Raw genomic sequence first — 16498 nt, forward strand, 5'->3', positions numbered from 1 at the left:
TTTTGCCTCGCGATAGGTTAACGGCCCGTATGCAGCACCCAGTCTCCGCCAATCCTCAGCTCGTCTACCTGGCATTCGGCCCGGCCACCTATCACCAGGAAGCCTGTTTCAGCATCGTCAGCGCCCTCGCGCACCTGCGCAGCACGCCCGGCGAAGCCATCGACATCCAGGTCTACACCGACAACCTCGAACCCTATCGCCAACTGCCGGTAACCGCCCACCTGCTGGACGAAGCCACCCGCAAGGCCTGGAACCAGCCCCACGGCTATCACTTTCGCAGCAAGCACGTACTGATCCGCCAGATCCTCGAACAGCACCCGCTGGCGGTACTCATCGACACCGACACCTTCTTCCGCGCCTCGCCCATGCAGCTGTTCCGCCGCGTCGTGCCCGGCACGCTGTTGTGCAACGCCATCGGCGGGCGTTTTGGCGACAACCCGCACTGCGTGCTGCACCAGGCCCTGGCAGGCATCCTCGCGGAGCGCGGCCTGGCCGATGAGCAGATGCCACTGCTCAACTCCGGCGTGATCGGCCTGAACGCCTGCGACGCGGCGCTGCTCGACCAGTCCATCGCCATGATGGACGAGTTCCACCCGCTCGCCCCGAAAGCCTACACCCTCGAGGAATTCTGCCTGGCGGTGGCGGCCTACCGCACGCTCAAGGTCAGCGAGTGTACCGACGTCATCCATCACTACTGGAGCCGCAAGGCCCAGTTCCGCGCCAAGATCCAGGCCTGGCTGCGCAAGCACGGTGAAGCCATGCTGAGCGAAGCGGCGCTGGCCGACGTGCCACTGGTCAACGACCAACTGCCACGGCCACCCTCCCTACACCGCTTGGGCTACAAGGCCTTGACCTACATACTCCCCGGCCAGCATCGGCAGTTCGCCCGCGAACTGCTGTACGGCTGCTATCCGTATGCCAACGAATTCGACCGCGCCTGCGCCTCGGCCTGGTGGGACAAGGCCCTGGAAAACCTCAGCCAGCGTCATGGCCGACCCGACCCGGAGCAACTGCGGCGCTGCCTGCGCCATCCAGGCCTGCGCCTGTCACTGGGCAGCCGACGCAGCGAAGTCGAATCCCACCTGCTGAATCAGCACCAAGGCTGATCGGCATGCCGGGCACGCCATCGCGGACTAGCCAGCCTTGACCCTGCCCCGCGCCCTGCTCAGCCTGTTACGCCCCTTGAGCCTGTTGCTGCTTGCCTGCCTGAGCCCACTGGCCCACAGCGAACGCCTGCGCATCGTCAGCGACGACTGGGCGCCCTACCTCTATCAGGAGAACGGCCAGCCCAGGGGCATCGACTATGAAGTGACCAACGAAGTGTTCAAGCGCCTGGGGGTCGATGTGCAATGGGAGTTCATGCCCTGGAAGCGCTGCCTGGCGATGATCCAGCAAGGCCTGGCCGACGGCGTGATGGACATCTTCCGGGTCGACTCGCGCCAGTCCTACATGGTTTACCCGGAGGAACCGATGTCCGACGTCGAGTTCGTCCTGTACCAGGCCCGTACCCGCCGCCATGCCGTGCAGGCACTCGAAGACCTCGCAGGCCTGACCGTGGGCACCTCACCGGGTTACGCCTATAGCGATGCTTTCAACGAGTCCACGCTGTTTCGCCGCGAATCGGCGCCCAGCCACGAAGCCAACTTCGGCAAGCTGGCGCTGGGGCGCATCGACCTGCTGATCACCGACCGCAAAGTCGGGCGCTACCTGAGCCGCAGGCTCGGGCTTGACCAGCAGGTCGAAGCGCTGCCACTGGTGATCGCCCGCCAGACCCAATACCTGGGCCTGGCCCGCAAGCCGGGCCGCGAGCAACTGGCCCAGGCGTTTTCCGATGAGCTGCGACGCTTCAAGCAGGAGCCCGGCTACGCCGCCATCAATGCGCGCTATATCGGCGAAGACGCTATTCCTTTCGCCGTTGAGCAGCAGGAACGCAGCACACGCTGATTGCTCTGTTATACTCGGGCCTTCCCGCCCGGCTCACGCCCGGACGCTCGGTCTCACTGCAGGCATCTCGAGCAGCGGCGCAGCACACACAGTGCCCACCCGCCACCTCCAGGATGCACAGTAAAGGCCCAGCTGGACCGGACGCGATCGCATCCCTCCGATGCCCGTCGCGCCAGGCAGAACACCCCATAGGGCCTAGCCCCCACGAGAACAGGATTGCCCATGTCCTTTGCTTCCCTCGGTCTCTCCGAGGCACTTGTCCGCGCTATCGAAGCTGCGGGCTATACCCAGCCCACTCCAGTGCAACAGCGGGCCATTCCCGCCGTGTTGCAAGGCCGCGACCTGATGGTTGCCGCACAGACAGGTACAGGTAAAACCGGCGGCTTCGCGCTCCCTATTCTCGAGCGCCTGTTCCCGGGTGGCCACCCTGACAAATCGCAGCGCCACGGCCCACGCCAGCCGCGCGTGCTGGTGCTGACCCCGACCCGTGAGCTGGCCGCGCAAGTGCATGACAGCTTCAAGGTCTACGCCCGTGACCTGAACTTCATCAGCGCCTGCATCTTCGGCGGCGTCGGCATGAATCCGCAGGTCCAGGCCATGGCCAAGGGCGTCGACGTGCTGGTGGCCTGCCCTGGCCGCCTGCTCGACCTGGCCGGCCAGGGCAGCGTCGACCTGTCCCACGTCGAGATCCTGGTGCTGGACGAAGCAGACCGCATGCTCGACATGGGCTTCATCCACGATGTGAAGAAAGTGCTGGCGCGCCTGCCGGCCAAGCGCCAGAACCTGCTGTTCTCGGCCACCTTCTCCAAAGACATCACCGACCTGGCCGACAAGCTGCTGCACAACCCCGAGCGCATCGAAGTCACGCCGCCGAACACCACCGTCGAGCGTATCGAGCAGCGCGTCTACCGCCTGCCCGCCAGCCACAAGCGCGCGCTGCTGGCACACCTGATCACCCTCGGTGCCTGGGAGCAGGTGCTGGTGTTCACCCGCACCAAGCACGGCGCCAACCGCCTGGCCGAGTACCTTGAAAAGCACGGCCTGACCGCCGCCGCGATCCACGGCAACAAGAGCCAGAACGCGCGCACCAAGGCGCTGGCCGACTTCAAGGCCAACACCGTGCGCGTGCTGGTGGCCACCGATATCGCCGCCCGCGGCCTGGACATCGATCAGTTGCCCCACGTAGTCAACTTCGAGCTGCCCAACGTCGAGGAAGACTACGTTCACCGCATTGGCCGTACGGGTCGTGCCGGCCGTTCCGGCGAAGCCATTTCGATGGTCGCCCCGGATGAAGAGAAGCTGCTCAAGAGCATCGAGCGCGTCACCAAGCAGAAGATCCCGGATGGTGACTGGATGGGCTTCGATGCTTCGCAAGTCGAGGCAGAGAAACCAGAGGTGCGCGAGCGCCAGCCAAACGCCGGGCGCGGTGGCCGCAACCAGCAGGCTCGTGGCGATGCCAAGAAAGAAGGCAGCGGCGGGCGCAAGGACAAAGGCAAGGATCAAGGCAAGAGCAAGCCGGCAGCCGAGAAGTCGGCAGACAAGGACAAGGCCGACGACAAGCCGCAGCAGGGCCGCCAGCGTAAACCTCGCGATGGCAAACCTCGCCAGCAGCAAGGCGGCCAAGGCCAGAAAGCTGCGCAACCGATGCCGGCCAACCGTGATCCCGAAGAGTTCCTGGACGACGACATCGACAACTTCGGTAACCGTGCCGACTACGTCAGCCCCTACCAGAACGCCAAGAACCAGGGCCGCAACCGTCGCCCGGGTGGTACTGGCGGTCAGGGCCAAGGTCAGCGTAGCGGTGCCGGCGGTCAGGCTCAGGGCCAAGGTCGCGGCAATGGCCAGCAGCGCCAGGGCCAGGGGCAGAACCAGGGCTCGGGCGAAAAACGCGCCCGTAACGGTGGCGGCAGCAATGGCGGCGCCCGTCGCGACAACAACGGTGGCCGTAACCGCCGTGACGATTCGGCCCGCCAAGAACCGGCCGTGCGCAATCCGCGCGATTCGCAGCCGGCACCGGTGATCATCCGCAAGGAATCCAAGCTTGATCGTTACCCAACGCCCGAGCAGCTGGACGACCTGCCAAGCCGCCCACGCGGCGAGCGCCCGGCGCTGCTGACCCGCAAGGGTTAACAAGCGATCGCGGGGCAAGCCCGCTCCCATAAAGCCAGGCTGGCTGTTGTGGGAGCGGGCTTGCCCCGCGATGAGGCCAAAAATGAAAACGCCGCCCAATGGGCGGCGTTTTCGTTACCGAGGCAAATTACTTCTGCTTCACGCCTTCGACACTGATGTCCAGGTCGAGGGTCTGGGAAGCCGGTCCCGGGCCCTTGATGCCGAAGTCATTCAGGTTGAGGGTGGTGGTGGCGTTGAAGCCGGCACGCTCGCCGCCCCACGGGTCCTTGCCCTCACCGTTGAAGGTGGCCTTGAAGGTCACAGGCTTGGTCACGCCGTGCATGGTCAGGTCGCCGGTCACGTCGGCGGTCTTTTCACCGGTGGACTTGACGCTGGTGGAAACGAACTTGGCTTCCGGGTACTTCTTCACATCCAGGAAGTCTTTGCTGGCGATGTGCTTGTCACGCTCGGCGTGGTTGGACCACAGGCTGGCGGTTTTCAGATCGACGTTGATCTTGCTGGCCTCAGGCTTGGCGCTGTCCCAGGTGAAATTGCCGTCGAAGTCCTTGAAGGTGCCGTGGATGAAGCTGTAGCCCAGGTGGCTGATTTTCCAGTCGACGAACGCGTGCTGGCCTTCCTTGTCGATCTTGTATTCAGCGGCCATGGCCTGGCCGGCGGAGAACAGAGCGGTACCGAGCGCCAGAGCGGCAAAAGTCTTTTTCAACATCCTTACTTCCTTCCTTTGCAATTGAGGTTGAGAGTCAAGCTTTGCGGCCCAGCATACGAGTCAGGGTCGCGTCACGGTCGATGAAATGGTGCTTGAGTGCCGCCAGTGCGTGGAGCACGGCAAAGATCACCAGGCCCCAGGCCAGCCACAAATGGATGACCCCGGCAGTGTCGGCCTGGTCAGGCAGGTCGCTGATCAATGCCGGCACCTCGAACAGTTCGAACACCGGGATGCCGACGCCGTCGGCAGTGGAGATCAGGTAACCGGCGATCATCACCGCGAACAGCCCCAGGTACAGCGCCAGGTGCCCAAGTTTGGCGGCCAGGCGCGTCACCTTGCCATGGTTGGCCGGTGCCGGCGGTGGTGGGCTGACGAAACGCCAGAGCACGCGCAGCAGCATCACCGCCAGCAGCACCAGGCCAATGCTCTTGTGCAGGTCCGGCCCGGACTTGCGCCACGGGTCGTAGTAATCCAGACCGACCATCCACAGCCCCAGGCCGAACAACCCGAAGACCGCCAGCGCCACACCCCAGTGCAGGATGATGCTGACCAGGCCATAGCGAGAAGATGAGTTGCGCAGTTGCATGTTGGCGTATTTCCCCGTGAAAGCTGTGCACAAGACTAGCGGGTAATGTATCGAATAAAAGCGTAAAAACTTGCTTAGGATTATCGAGAAATCCGATAACAATTCTGCAAGCTTGCCATTAAGGAAACGTTAACGATAGCCGCTTGCGGTCTGGATGCTAGGGTAGTGTTGCCTGGTCCGCCCTCATCGCCGGCAAGCCGGCTCCCACACGAACCGCATCAACTTCAAAGCTGTGGGAGCCGGCTTGCCGGCGATGAGGCCTGGCCAGACGACGGCGAAGGCTCAGTCAGCCTTGGCCTGGCTGTTCACCACCGCCTTCTTCGCGGGCTCGCTCTTGGCCGTGGCTTTCTTCACTGGCGCAGGCTTGGCAGCAGGTTTGTGTGCCTGCTTGGCTGCCGGCTTCTGCGCAGCAGGCTTGGCCGGCGCAGCTTTGGCAGGGACGGCCTTGACCGGCTCTTCCTTGGCCACCACGGCAGGGGCTGCCGGAGCCTGCGCTGGGGCTGGGGCCGGGGCCGGCGCCACCTCTTCCACCTTGGCGACCGGCGCGGCCTTGACCTCTGGCTTGTCGCCGCCACCGAACAGACGCGAGAAGAACCCCGGTTTGTCTTGCTTGGCCTCTTCAACCTTCACCGGCTCTGGCTTGGCAGGCGCCTTCTCGGCTTTGTCGGACGAGCCGCCGAACAGGTTGGAGAAGAACCCGCCCTTGTCCTTGGCCGCCGCTGCCGCCACGGTACCTGCAGCTGCAGTGGCTGCGACCGCTTTGACCGGGTCGAACGACTTGTCCGCCGCCAGGTCCTGCACTTGGCCGGCGGCGCGCTGGCCACTGCGCAGGGCGCCTTCAAGGGTGCCCGGGTACAGCGCGTCGGTGTGCTCGCCGGCAAAGGTGATGCGTTGCACCGGGCGCTCCCACAGGCGCCAGTACTTGCTGATCTGGCCGGGGCCGAAGGCCAGGTAGGCGCCACCCATGCCAGCGTCGGTGCTGTAGCGGCGCACCTCGTAGCCGGTGAAGGCACCACGGGCCTGCGGATAGAACGCATGCAGGCGAATCAGCACCTGATCGACCATCTGCTTGTCGCCGAACGCCTGCAGCAAGCGGGCATTGTCACCGGACAGGTTGATCACCACGTTGGCGCCACCCTTGAGCGCCGGCTCGATCCACAGCATGCCCAGGCCGGTGTTGCTGAAGATTTCACCCGACATGCGCGCGCGGCTTTCCCAGACCGGGCTCTTGAACTTGAGCATCAGCTGGTCGCGCCAGCCGTAGTTGGTGCCCTTGAGCGCGGCCAGGTGCTGGTTGTCCAGGCCTGGGGTCATCTGGATCTTGGCCAGCGCACGCAGCGGCACGGCCATGACCAGGTAATCGGCCTGGTAGCCGACCGAGCCGACCTTGACCGTCACGCCGTCCTTGTCCTGCACGATGGCAGTGACCGGCGAGCTGGTCTTGATGGTCTTGAGCTGCTTGACGAAGGCCTGGGCCAGCACCGGGCTGCCACCGGGCAGGCGCGCGGCGCGCAGGTCGCGGTCGCTGACATTGCGGTACACACGGCTCTGCTGGGCGAAATACAGCAACGACAGGCGCGACGGTTCGTCGTAGCGGGTGCGGATCTGCTGGTTCACCAGCTGACGCGCAGTCGCTGGCAGTTGCAGCTTGTCGAGCCAGGTCGAGACGTTGATCTGGTCGAGGGCGAACAGGGTGCTGTTGGCCGCCGGGTTCAGTGGGTCTTCGATCGAGCGCGCCAGGTCATCCAGGGTCTTCTCATAGCGCTTGAGCGCCTCGGCCGTGGCCGGCTGCTTGGTGGCCAGGTCGGTGGCGCTGAAATACTCGCCGTCGATCAGGTAGCCAGGGGTGCGGACAAATTCCGGCGCGGGCAAGGTACCGACCTTGAAGCGCTCCAGGTACTGGTTGAGCACCGGCTGGGTCTTGTTGTTGCCGATCCACTCGCTGGTGGCCAGGCCCGAACGCCCGCCCATGCCCGCCTTGGCCTCCAGCAGGGTGACCTGCCAGCCCTTGCTCTGCAGCTCATAGGCGGCCGTCAGGCCCGCCAGGCCGCCACCGACGACGATCGCCGTCTTGTCCTTGGCCAGCGCGCCAGCGCTGGACACACCAATCAATACCAACGCGCACAGGCGCACCCAAGCAGCAGCCATGTCGGCGAACTCCGGTTCAGAAATCACTGAGAAAAAAGGGGAGGAATACCCCAGGGAAAGTAGCGCTAAGAATACGTCAGGTCCGCACACCCTGCCAGTTGGTCGCAGCAAGTGCTTTTAGCGGCTGGAGTTTTTGTCTGAAGCCGCCCCGTAGCAATGCAACCGGCGGTTGTCCCGCCTGCCCGCTTTGCTTAGGCTTACGCGGTCAAGCCACGCCGCCAAGCCAGGAGAAGTGCCCATGGGCCTCAACGATCAGTGGATGCAACGCGACCTCAAGGTCCTGTGGCACCCCTGCACCCAGATGAAAGACCACGAGCAGCTGCCGCTGATCCCGATCAAGCGCGGCGAAGGCGTATGGCTCGAGGACTTCGAGGGCAAGCGCTACCTGGACGCGGTCAGCTCCTGGTGGGTCAACGTGTTCGGCCACGCCAACCCACGCATCAACCAGCGCATCAAGGACCAGGTCGACCAGCTCGAACACGTGATCCTGGCCGGCTTCAGCCACCAGCCGGTGATCGAGCTGTCCGAGCGCCTGGTGGCCATGACCCCGGCCGGCCTGGACCGGGTGTTCTACGCCGACAACGGCTCGTCGTGCATCGAAGTGGCGCTGAAGATGAGCTTCCACTACTGGCAGAACACCGGCAAACCGCAGAAAAAGCGCTTCGTTACCCTTACCAACAGCTACCACGGCGAGACCATCGCCGCGATGTCGGTGGGTGACGTGCCGCTGTTCACCGAAACCTACAAGGCGCTGCTGCTGGACACCATCAAGGTGCCCAGCCCGGACTGCTACCTGCGCCCCGAGGGCATGGGCTGGGAAGAACACTCGCGCAACATGTTTGCCGCCATGGAGCAGACCCTGGCCGAGCACCACGCGACCATCGCCGCGGTGATCGTCGAGCCGCTGATCCAGGGCGCCGGCGGCATGCGCATGTACCACCCGGTCTACCTCAAGCTGCTGCGCGAAGCCTGCGACCGCTACGACGTGCACCTGATCCACGACGAGATCGCCGTGGGCTTCGGCCGCACCGGCACGATGTTCGCCTGCCAACAGGCCGGCATCCGCCCGGACTTCCTGTGCCTGTCCAAGGCGCTGACCGGCGGCTACCTGCCGCTGGCCGCCTGCCTGACCACCGACAAGGTCTACCAGGCCTTCTACGACGACTACCCGACCCTGCGCGCGTTCCTCCACTCGCACAGCTACACCGGCAACCCGCTGGCCTGTGCCGCCGCCCTGGCGACCCTGGACATCTTCGAGCAGGACAACGTGATCGAGGCCAACAAGGCCCTGTCGGCACGCATGGCCAGTGCCACCGCGCACCTGGCCGACCATGCCCACGTCGCCGAGATCCGCCAGACCGGCATGGCCCTGGCCATCGAGATGGTCCAGGACAAGGCCAGCAAGGCCGCCTACCCCTGGCAGGAGCGTCGCGGCCTGAAGGTGTTCGAGCACGCCCTGACCCGCGGCGCGCTGTTGCGCCCGCTGGGCAGCGTGGTGTATTTCCTGCCGCCTTACGTGATCACCCCGGAGCAGATCGACTTCCTCGCCGAAGTGGCCAGCGAAGGTATCGACATTGCCACCCGCGACAGCGTCAGTGTGGCGGTACCGGCCAACTTCCACCCCGACTTCCGCGATCCGGGCTAACCAGCAGCATCGCCGCATACCCTGTGGGAGCGGGTTTACCCGCGAATACCATGGTGGCCACGCCGCCGCATTCGCGGGTAAACCCGCTCCCACAGGGTCTATGACAACCTTTTCCCGAGCAGAACCATGAGACTCTCCCGCTTCTTCATCGACGCCCCCCTGGCCCTCGGCGAGCACGACCTGCCCGAAGCCCAGGCCCACTACATCGGCCGCGTGCTGCGCATGGCTGCCGGCGACGCCGTGCAGTTGTTCGACGGCAGCGGCCAGGAATACCTTGGCCAACTGCTCGAGGTCGGCAAGAAAAGCGTGCGCGTCAGCCTCGACCAGGCCCTCCCCGGCCAGGCCGAATCGCCCCTGCACATCCACCTCGGCCAGGGCCTGTCCCGTGGCGAGCGCATGGACTGGGCCATCCAGAAAGCCACCGAACTGGGCGCCAACGAAATCACCCCGATCGTCAGCGAACGCTGCGAAGTACGCCTGAAGGACGAGCGCGCCGACAAACGCCTGGCCCACTGGCGCCAGGTGGCCATCAGCGCCTGCGAGCAGTGCGGCCGCTCGACCCTGCCGGTGATCCACCCGCCGCTCACCCTGGCCGAATGGCTCAAGGCCTGCGAGGCCGACCTCAAGCTGGTGCTGCACCCGGTGGCCGAGCCGTTGACCAGCCACCCCAAGCCCGCACGCCTGGCCTTCCTGATCGGCCCCGAAGGCGGCCTGAGCGATGCCGAAGTCGAGCAGGCCAAGGCCGCCGGCTACCACGCCGCCCGCCTCGGCCCACGCGTGCTGCGCACCGAGACCGCGCCAGTGGTGGCGCTGTCGGTGGCGCAACAGCTGTGGGGCGATTTCTAACTGACGTAGAAGAACACCGCGACGAAGTGCATCAGGCTGCCGGCGATGACGAACAGGTGCCAGATGCCGTGCCAGTGCCGGAACCGGCTGTCGAAGGCGAAGAACAGGATGCCGACGGTGTAGAACACACCGCCGGCCGCCAGCCAGGTGAAGCCGGCGGTACCCAGGCTGTACAGCAACGGCTTGACCGCCACCAGCACGATCCAGCCCATCACCGCGTAGATGACGATCGACAAGATGCGCGCCTCCGAGCGCGGCTTGATCTCCTGCAGCATGCCGATCAGCGCCAACCCCCAGACCACCCCGAACAGGCTCCAGCCCCACGGCCCGCGCAGGCTGACCAGGCAGAACGGCGTGTAGCTGCCGGCGATCAGCAGGTAGATCGACAGATGGTCGAGCTTGCGCATGACCCGCTTCGCCCTGCCGCGGGTGCTGTGATAGAGGGTGGAGATGCTGTAGAGCAACAGCAGGGTGAAGCCGTAGATGGAGAAGCTGACGATCTTCCAGGGATCGCCCTGCAGGCCCGCGACGACGATCAGCCACACCGCGCCGATGCAGGCCAATACCGCGCCGACCAGGTGGGTCCAGGCATTGAAACGTTCACCGTAATACATGCAAGCACAGACCTCCGAGGGCCAGCAGGGTTCCTGACGGCCTCATCGCGGGGCAAGCCCGCTCCCACGGTTTGCTCTCGAGCGTGGGAGCGGGCTTGCCCCGCGATAGGGCCGGGACTGCCTACATCCTAACCAAGGCCAGGTTGCAATTGCGCGTCACGCACCATCCGCTCAAGCCCCGCCAGGTCCGGCACCCGCGCCACTTGCTCGCCCACCTGCACCGCCGCCAGCTCCAGCGCGGCCAGCGGCACATCCACGTAGTTGAGCTGGCTGTCGAGCTTGCACGAACGCGGAATCCCCTGCAGCAGCAGCGCCAGATAACGCAGCCCGGTATCGCCCAGGGCATTGAGCACGACGATCCGCGCCCGCTCACCGCACGGGGTGTGCCCACCGCAGGCGGCCTCGAAACCGACCAGCGGCAAGCGCTGCTGGCGCCAGTCGACCCAACCCAGGTGCCAGCCGGGCTCGCCCGGCTCACAGGCGATGGCGCGGTGGCCGATCAATTCGGCCACCGCCACGTTCGGCAGCACCAGGGCACGGTCGCCCAGGGGCAGCAACAGCCCGGTCAGGCTGCTGCGCTGCCCGGCGATATGGTCAAGCATGGTGCTGGCTCCAGTGGGCGATGCTCTGCAACAGGACCGACTCCTGGTACGGCTTGCCAAGGTACTCGTTGACGCCGATGGCCATGGCCCGCTCACGGTGCTTCTGCCCCGTGCGCGAGGTAATCATGATGATCGGCAGTTGCTTGAGGCGCTCGTCACGGCGGATGCGCGTGGCCACTTCGAAGCCGTCCATGCGCGGCATCTCGATATCCAGCAACAGCACATCCGGGCGGTGCTCTTCGAGCAGGGCCATGGCATCGACACCGTCCTTGGCGGTCAGCACACTCATGCCGTGGCGCTCCAGCAGGCGGCTGGTGACCTTGCGCACGGTCACCGAGTCATCCACCACCATCACCAGCAACGCCCGACGTGGTGCAGGCCCGGTCAGCGCGCGCTGGCCGTCGCCGGCACCCGGCAGGCGCGCCAGGCGCCGTTGCTGGCCGCGCAACTGGCCCAGCAGGTCGAGAATCAGCACCACCCGGCCATCGCCCAACAGCGTCGCACCCGACAGCCCCGGCACCGCCGCGAACTGCGGCCCGAGGCTCTTGACCACGATCTCGCGGCTGGGCGACAGGCTGTCGACCTGGATGGCGAACGACTGCTCCTGGGAATGGGTGAGCAGCACCGGCAGCGGCACGCTCTGGCCCAGCAGCCCGGGCTGGCCACCGCCCTGCACCAGCTCGCCGAGATAGCGCAGGGCATAGTCGTGGCCGGCGTAGGTGTAACGCGGCGGGTCGAGGCGGTAGCAGGCCTCGAGCTCTGCGGCCGGCACCCGCACTATCCCTTCGATGGTATTGAGCGGGATGGCGTACTGCTCATCGCCCAGGTGCACCATCAGCGCCCGGTTCACCGACACGGTGAACGGCAGGCGGATGAGAAAACGCGCGCCCTTGCCCGGGCTGGACTCGATGCTCATCGAACCGCCCAGCTGCTTGACCTCTTCATGGACCACGTCCATGCCCAGGCCGCGTCCGGAAATCTGGGTGATCTTTTCGGCCGTGGAGAACCCGGGGCGCAGGATGAATTGCAGGATCTCGTGGTCGCTCAAGCGCGCCTGGGGGTCGAGCAGGCCGCGCTTGATCGCCTTGTTGCGCACCGCTTCCAGCGGCACCCCGGCGCCGTCGTCGCTCATTTCGATGACGATGTCGGCGCCTTCATGCAGCAGGTTGAGGTGGATGGTGCCCTGCTCCGGCTTGCCGGCGGCCAGGCGTGCCTCGCGGCCTTCCAGGCCGTGGTCGACGGCGTTGCGCAGCATGTGCTCCAGCGGCGCCACCATGCGCTCCAGCACACTGCGGTCGAGCTCGCCTTCGGCGTTGCCGACCACCAGCTCGACCTGCTTGCCCAGCTCGCTGGCCACCTGCCGCACCACCCGCTGCAAGCGCGGCACCAGGCGTTCGAACGGCACCATCAGGGTGGCGGTCAGGCCTTCCTGCAACTGGCTGTTGACCCGCGCCTGCTGCTGCAGAAGGCTGTGGGTTTCCTGGGAGCGCTGCAGCAGGGTCTCTTTCAGGTCGAGCAGGTCCGACGCCGATTCGAACAGAGCCCGCGACAGCTGCTGCAGCTGTGAGTGGCGGTCCATTTCCAGCGGGTCGAAATCATCGTAGGCGTCGCCCTCGAACTGCTGGCGACTGGAGATCCGCCCCTGGGTTTCGATGTCCAGGCGCAGCAGCTGGTCGCGCATGCGCTCCAGCGTGGTCTCCATTTCGTTGAGGGCGAACTGCGCATCGTTGACCTGCTGTTCGATGCGCCCGCGAATCACCGTGTGCTCACCGGCCAGGTTGCCCAGGTCGTCGAGCAGCTCGGCATCGACCTTGATCATGTCCCCGGCCCGCTCCGGCGCGGCGGCCGGCAGCTCGGCGGGCGTGGCCTCGACCTGCGGCGCGGCGGCGGCGCTGTCGGTCAGCGCGGCGCTGGAGAAGTTGCGGATGTAGTCGATCAGCGCCGTGGCGGCATGCAGCGGCTGGCCCAGGCGCACGGCATCGAGCATGTGGGCCAGGCGGTCGTGGCAGTTCTGCAGCAGGCTGAACAAGGCCGGCGTCGGCGGCAGCCTGCCGGCGGCCAGCAACTCGTAAAGGAATTCCAGTTCATGGGCCAGGTCGCCAATGGCGGCGATCTCGACCATCCGCGCGCCGCCCTTGAGGGTGTGCAGGTCTCGCAGCAGGTTCTCCACCTCGACCGTGCTACGCGGATCGGCCTGCCAGCGGTCCAGGGCATCGGCGGCGCTCTCGACGATGTCGGAGCTCTCTTCGAGGAAGACTTCCAGCAGCTCTTTGTCGCCTGCGGCCTGGGCCTGCTCTTCGGGCGTGCCGGGCAGCTCGGCCGGGCTGGGCGGCGGCGCGGTCTGGCGAAATTCGCGCAGCTCGCCCAGCAGCGCCACTGCCGAGACCGGAGCCTCGCCCTGGCGCAGGCTGTGCAGCATCTCGGCCAGGGCCGCGTGGCTGCGCCGCAGCAAGTCGAAAAGCGCTGCGCTGGCCCCCAGGCGACGGTCCACCAGCCCTTCGTAAAGCAGCGCCAACTCCTGGGCGAGCACTTCCACCGCGCCGATCGCGGCCATCTGCGCCCCGCCCTTGAGGGTCAGTGCATCATGTTGCAGCGAAGACAGCACGGTGACGTTGCCCGGCTCGCCTTGCCACTGCTGCAGGGCCTGGTTGGCGCTGTCGAGGATATCCCCGGCCTCCTCCAGGAACAGCTCGACCAAGGCTGGCGCCGGCAGCGGCGTCACCCCCTCGGCACCGACCACGCCCATCACCGACGGGTCGAGCGCATCGTCGAGCAACCCGCGCAAGGCCGCCAGGCACTCGGGGCGCGCATTCAGGTCCTGCCCGGCGGCGATCTCGTCGAGCATATCGAGCAGCACTTCATGAGCCTGGCCGGCCACTTCGAAGAACCTCGGCGTGGCCGCCAGGCTGCCCTCTTCCACCGCGCCATACAGGTCGAGCAAGCCTTCGCAGATTTCATCCACCTGCCACAGCTCGGCCTGGTGAGCCGCATGGCTGAGGCTGGTCATGGCATCCAGCAAAGGGTCCAGCGCCTGGCGCAGCGCCGGCTGTTGCTGCCAGTGCGCCAGTTGCGCCTCGGCGTCGAGCAAGGTGTCCATGCCTGCGGCCAGGAAAGCGGCGATCAACTGTGGGTCGCGACGGCTGCGCCGCACCTGGTGGGGGTCGCTGTGCAACTGCGCCAGGCGTGCATCGACGGTTTGACCGACCTGTTCGATCAGCGCGGCGGCACCGGTGATCGGCGCCAGCGGCGTGCTGCCCAGTTGCGCCAGGCCCAGGTGGAACAAGGCCCGGGCCGCTTCCAGCAGTTCGATTTCCACCAGCAGCAGGGGCAGTTCGTGGCCCTTGTACTCACGCACCAGGCGGTCGAGCGCGGTGGCAAGCTCGGCCACCGGCATCACCCCGGCCATGGCCGCACTACCCTTGAGCGTGTGCAGTGCGCGCTGCAGGCCGTCGCTGACCGGCGTGCCTTCGCCGCTGGCCGTGTGCAGGAAGGCATCGAGGCCGGCCAAATGGCCCTGGGCCTCGTTGCGGAAGATCTCCAACAGCTGCGGGTCGAGCCCGTCGATGCTGGCGCCGGGCGCGGCGTCGTTGAGCGCCAGCGCATGCAGGTGGGCGGCCAGTTGCTCGATCTCGGCGCTGGCCGGCAACTGGCTGGCGGCGAAATCGGCCAGCAAGTCGGGCAAGCGCACAAACACCTGCTGCAGCGCGACCAGCCCCTCGGCGCTGAGCGCGATACGCCCCTCCAGCACCCGGTTGAGCAGGTGCTCGGCGCCCCATGCCAGCTCCGCCACGGCCTCGGCATGGACCATGCGCCCACTGCCCTTGAGGGTATGCAAGGCGCGCCGCACTTCGATCAACGCATCGCGCAGGCTGTTGTCGGCGCGCCAGCGTAGCCAGTGACGTTCGATTTCCGGCAGCAGCTCGCCGGCTTCTTCGAGGAATACGTCGCGCAGCTCGTCATCGATGCCATCCACGGCCCGGCCGCTGCTGGCCGACGGCTCCAGCGCCTGGCACTGCACACCCAGTGCAGCCAGGCTGGCGCGGGCCATCTCGATGAAGGGTTGCGCATCGGCCAACGGGTCGGCCACGCGCCATTGCAGGTACGCCTCGGCGGCGCACAGCGCGTCGGCCAGGTGCGCCAGCTCGTCGGGCAGTGGCTCGTCCTCCAGGTGCACCAGCCAACCCTGCACATAGCCGGCGGCCCCCGCGAACACCTCGGCGGCGGCCGGCAGCATCAGCATCGCCAGCGCCCCGCGCACTTGCTGCAACAGCCCAGGCAGGGCCTGCAGGCGTTGGCGCGACCAGTCCGACTCGAGGCAGTCGCCAATCAGGTCCTTGGCCTGCTGCAAGACGTTGAGCGACTCGTGGAGTACCAACTGGCGGATCTCGGCCAGGTCCGAGCCGGGCAGGCTGCCGGGCTGGCTTTCTTCCAGCGGGCCGACCATGCCGTTGAGCGTCGCTTCCACATACAGCAGCGCCCCGGCCACATCCATCAGCACCGCTTCATTCACGCTGTCGTCCTGCTCGACCAGGGCCTGCAACGCCAGCACCTGGTCGATGATCACCCGCCGTGGCTGCTGGAAGCCCAGCACCGCCAGGGTATCAGCGACGTGGCGCAGCGGTGCGAGCAAGGCTTGCAGCGGCGCCCGTGGCGGCCGCTCGTCACTGACCAGGGGGTCGAGCTGGTCCTTGATGCGCATCAGGTCGTCGCACAGGGCCGAGACCACCGAGCGTAAGGCATCGCGCCCGGCGCCGGCCTGCATGTGCTCGCGCCAGTTGCCCAGCGACAGGTCGAGGTTGGCCAGGTCTTCGGCACCGGCCAGGCGCGTGCCGAGCTCACCCAGCAGGCTGCCCTGGGCCAGCGCCTCGGCGCCCCGGCAGGCGCGCAGCTGGTTGAGCAGCGGCATCACCACCAGCGGCAGGTCGTGGCGCGCGCCGCGCAGCCGGTCGAGGTACGGCGGCAGTTGCTCCAGGCCCCGGAACAGCGCGCCCAGGCACTCGCCGCGGGGGCTGACCTGGCCCTCGGCCATGGCCCGCCCAAGCAGTTCCAGCTCTTCGGCCAGGCGCGTGGCGCCGGGCAACTCGAGCATGCGCAGGCAGCCATGCACCTGGTGCAGGTTGTCGACGAAGAAAGTCAGGTTGGACAGGTCGTCCGGCGCCCCGGTGAAATGTTCCAGGGCCTGGCGCGCCTGGCCCAGGCAGTCGAGGATGGGCGCCTTGGTCCAGGCCAGGGCGACCGTGTCGTGCCGTTCGCTGCTCGCCACCACCGACGTCATGG

11 protein-coding genes are annotated in these 16498 nt (G+C 66.5%); 5 read left to right on the forward strand and 6 right to left on the reverse strand.

Features of this window, described 5'->3' with window-relative positions; all coding sequences use genetic code 11:
- The first annotated feature begins 29 nt into the window (after positions 1-29).
- From EJA05_RS25900 to EJA05_RS25910, 3 genes are all read left to right on the forward strand, one after another.
- Positions 30-1106 carry a hypothetical protein gene (locus EJA05_RS25900; RefSeq protein ID WP_125860758.1) on the forward strand — a complete coding sequence of 359 codons (1077 nt, stop codon included), beginning with the start codon at positions 30-32 and terminating at the stop codon, positions 1104-1106.
- A 37-nt stretch (positions 1107-1143) separates the two neighbouring features.
- A complete protein-coding gene (locus EJA05_RS25905; RefSeq protein WP_407692085.1) occupies positions 1144-1944 on the forward strand; it encodes a substrate-binding periplasmic protein in 801 nt (266 codons plus the stop codon).
- Positions 1945-2166: 222 nt separating this feature from the next.
- Positions 2167-4074, forward strand: a complete 1908-nt coding sequence (locus EJA05_RS25910; RefSeq protein WP_189654502.1) for a DEAD/DEAH box helicase — start codon at positions 2167-2169, stop codon at positions 4072-4074.
- 127 nt (positions 4075-4201) lie between these two features.
- On the opposite strand, the gene EJA05_RS25915 is transcribed toward EJA05_RS25910, so the two are convergent.
- The 3 genes from EJA05_RS25915 to EJA05_RS25925 all read right to left on the reverse strand — a co-directional run bounded on the left by EJA05_RS25915 (position 4202) and on the right by EJA05_RS25925 (position 7514).
- Positions 4202-4780 (reverse strand): YceI family protein, encoded by a 579-nt coding sequence (locus tag EJA05_RS25915; RefSeq protein ID WP_125860760.1) that lies wholly within the window; start codon positions 4778-4780, stop codon positions 4202-4204.
- Positions 4781-4814: 34 nt separating this feature from the next.
- Positions 4815-5366 (reverse strand): cytochrome b, encoded by a 552-nt coding sequence (locus EJA05_RS25920; protein ID WP_125860762.1) that lies wholly within the window; start codon positions 5364-5366, stop codon positions 4815-4817.
- A gap of 282 nt (positions 5367-5648) precedes the next feature.
- Positions 5649-7514: a flavin monoamine oxidase family protein gene (locus tag EJA05_RS25925; RefSeq protein WP_125860764.1), complete on the reverse strand. Its 1866-nt coding sequence runs from the start codon at positions 7512-7514 to the stop codon at positions 5649-5651.
- 238 nt (positions 7515-7752) lie between these two features.
- Between EJA05_RS25925 and EJA05_RS25930 the strand changes: the two genes are divergently transcribed.
- Positions 7753-9159, forward strand: coding sequence for an adenosylmethionine--8-amino-7-oxononanoate transaminase (locus tag EJA05_RS25930; protein ID WP_125860765.1), 1407 nt, complete (start codon positions 7753-7755; stop codon positions 9157-9159).
- A gap of 126 nt (positions 9160-9285) precedes the next feature.
- Complete coding sequence (locus tag EJA05_RS25935; protein WP_110994156.1) at positions 9286-10005, forward strand: 16S rRNA (uracil(1498)-N(3))-methyltransferase; 720 nt, start codon at positions 9286-9288, stop codon at positions 10003-10005.
- Here EJA05_RS25935 and trhA read toward each other — a convergent pair.
- From trhA to EJA05_RS25950, 3 genes are all read right to left on the reverse strand, one after another.
- Positions 10002-10619 carry a PAQR family membrane homeostasis protein TrhA gene (gene trhA / locus EJA05_RS25940; RefSeq protein WP_110994155.1) on the reverse strand — a complete coding sequence of 206 codons (618 nt, stop codon included), beginning with the start codon at positions 10617-10619 and terminating at the stop codon, positions 10002-10004. The two genes, EJA05_RS25935 and trhA, sit on opposite strands and share 4 nt — an antisense overlap.
- 128 nt (positions 10620-10747) lie before the next feature.
- The gene (locus EJA05_RS25945; protein WP_125860767.1) at positions 10748-11221 is read right to left on the reverse strand and encodes a chemotaxis protein CheW; all 474 of its coding nucleotides are present in this window, start codon (positions 11219-11221) and stop codon (positions 10748-10750) included.
- On the reverse strand, positions 11214-16496 hold the full coding sequence (locus tag EJA05_RS25950; protein ID WP_125860769.1) for an Hpt domain-containing protein: 5283 nt from the start codon (positions 16494-16496) through the stop codon (positions 11214-11216). The genes EJA05_RS25945 and EJA05_RS25950 overlap by 8 nt, the downstream gene beginning before the upstream one ends.
- Positions 16497-16498: the final 2 nt, after the last annotated feature.

Origin of the sequence: Pseudomonas oryziphila (assembly GCF_003940825.1) — a bacterium.
Classification (GTDB): domain Bacteria; phylum Pseudomonadota; class Gammaproteobacteria; order Pseudomonadales; family Pseudomonadaceae; genus Aquipseudomonas; species Aquipseudomonas sichuanensis.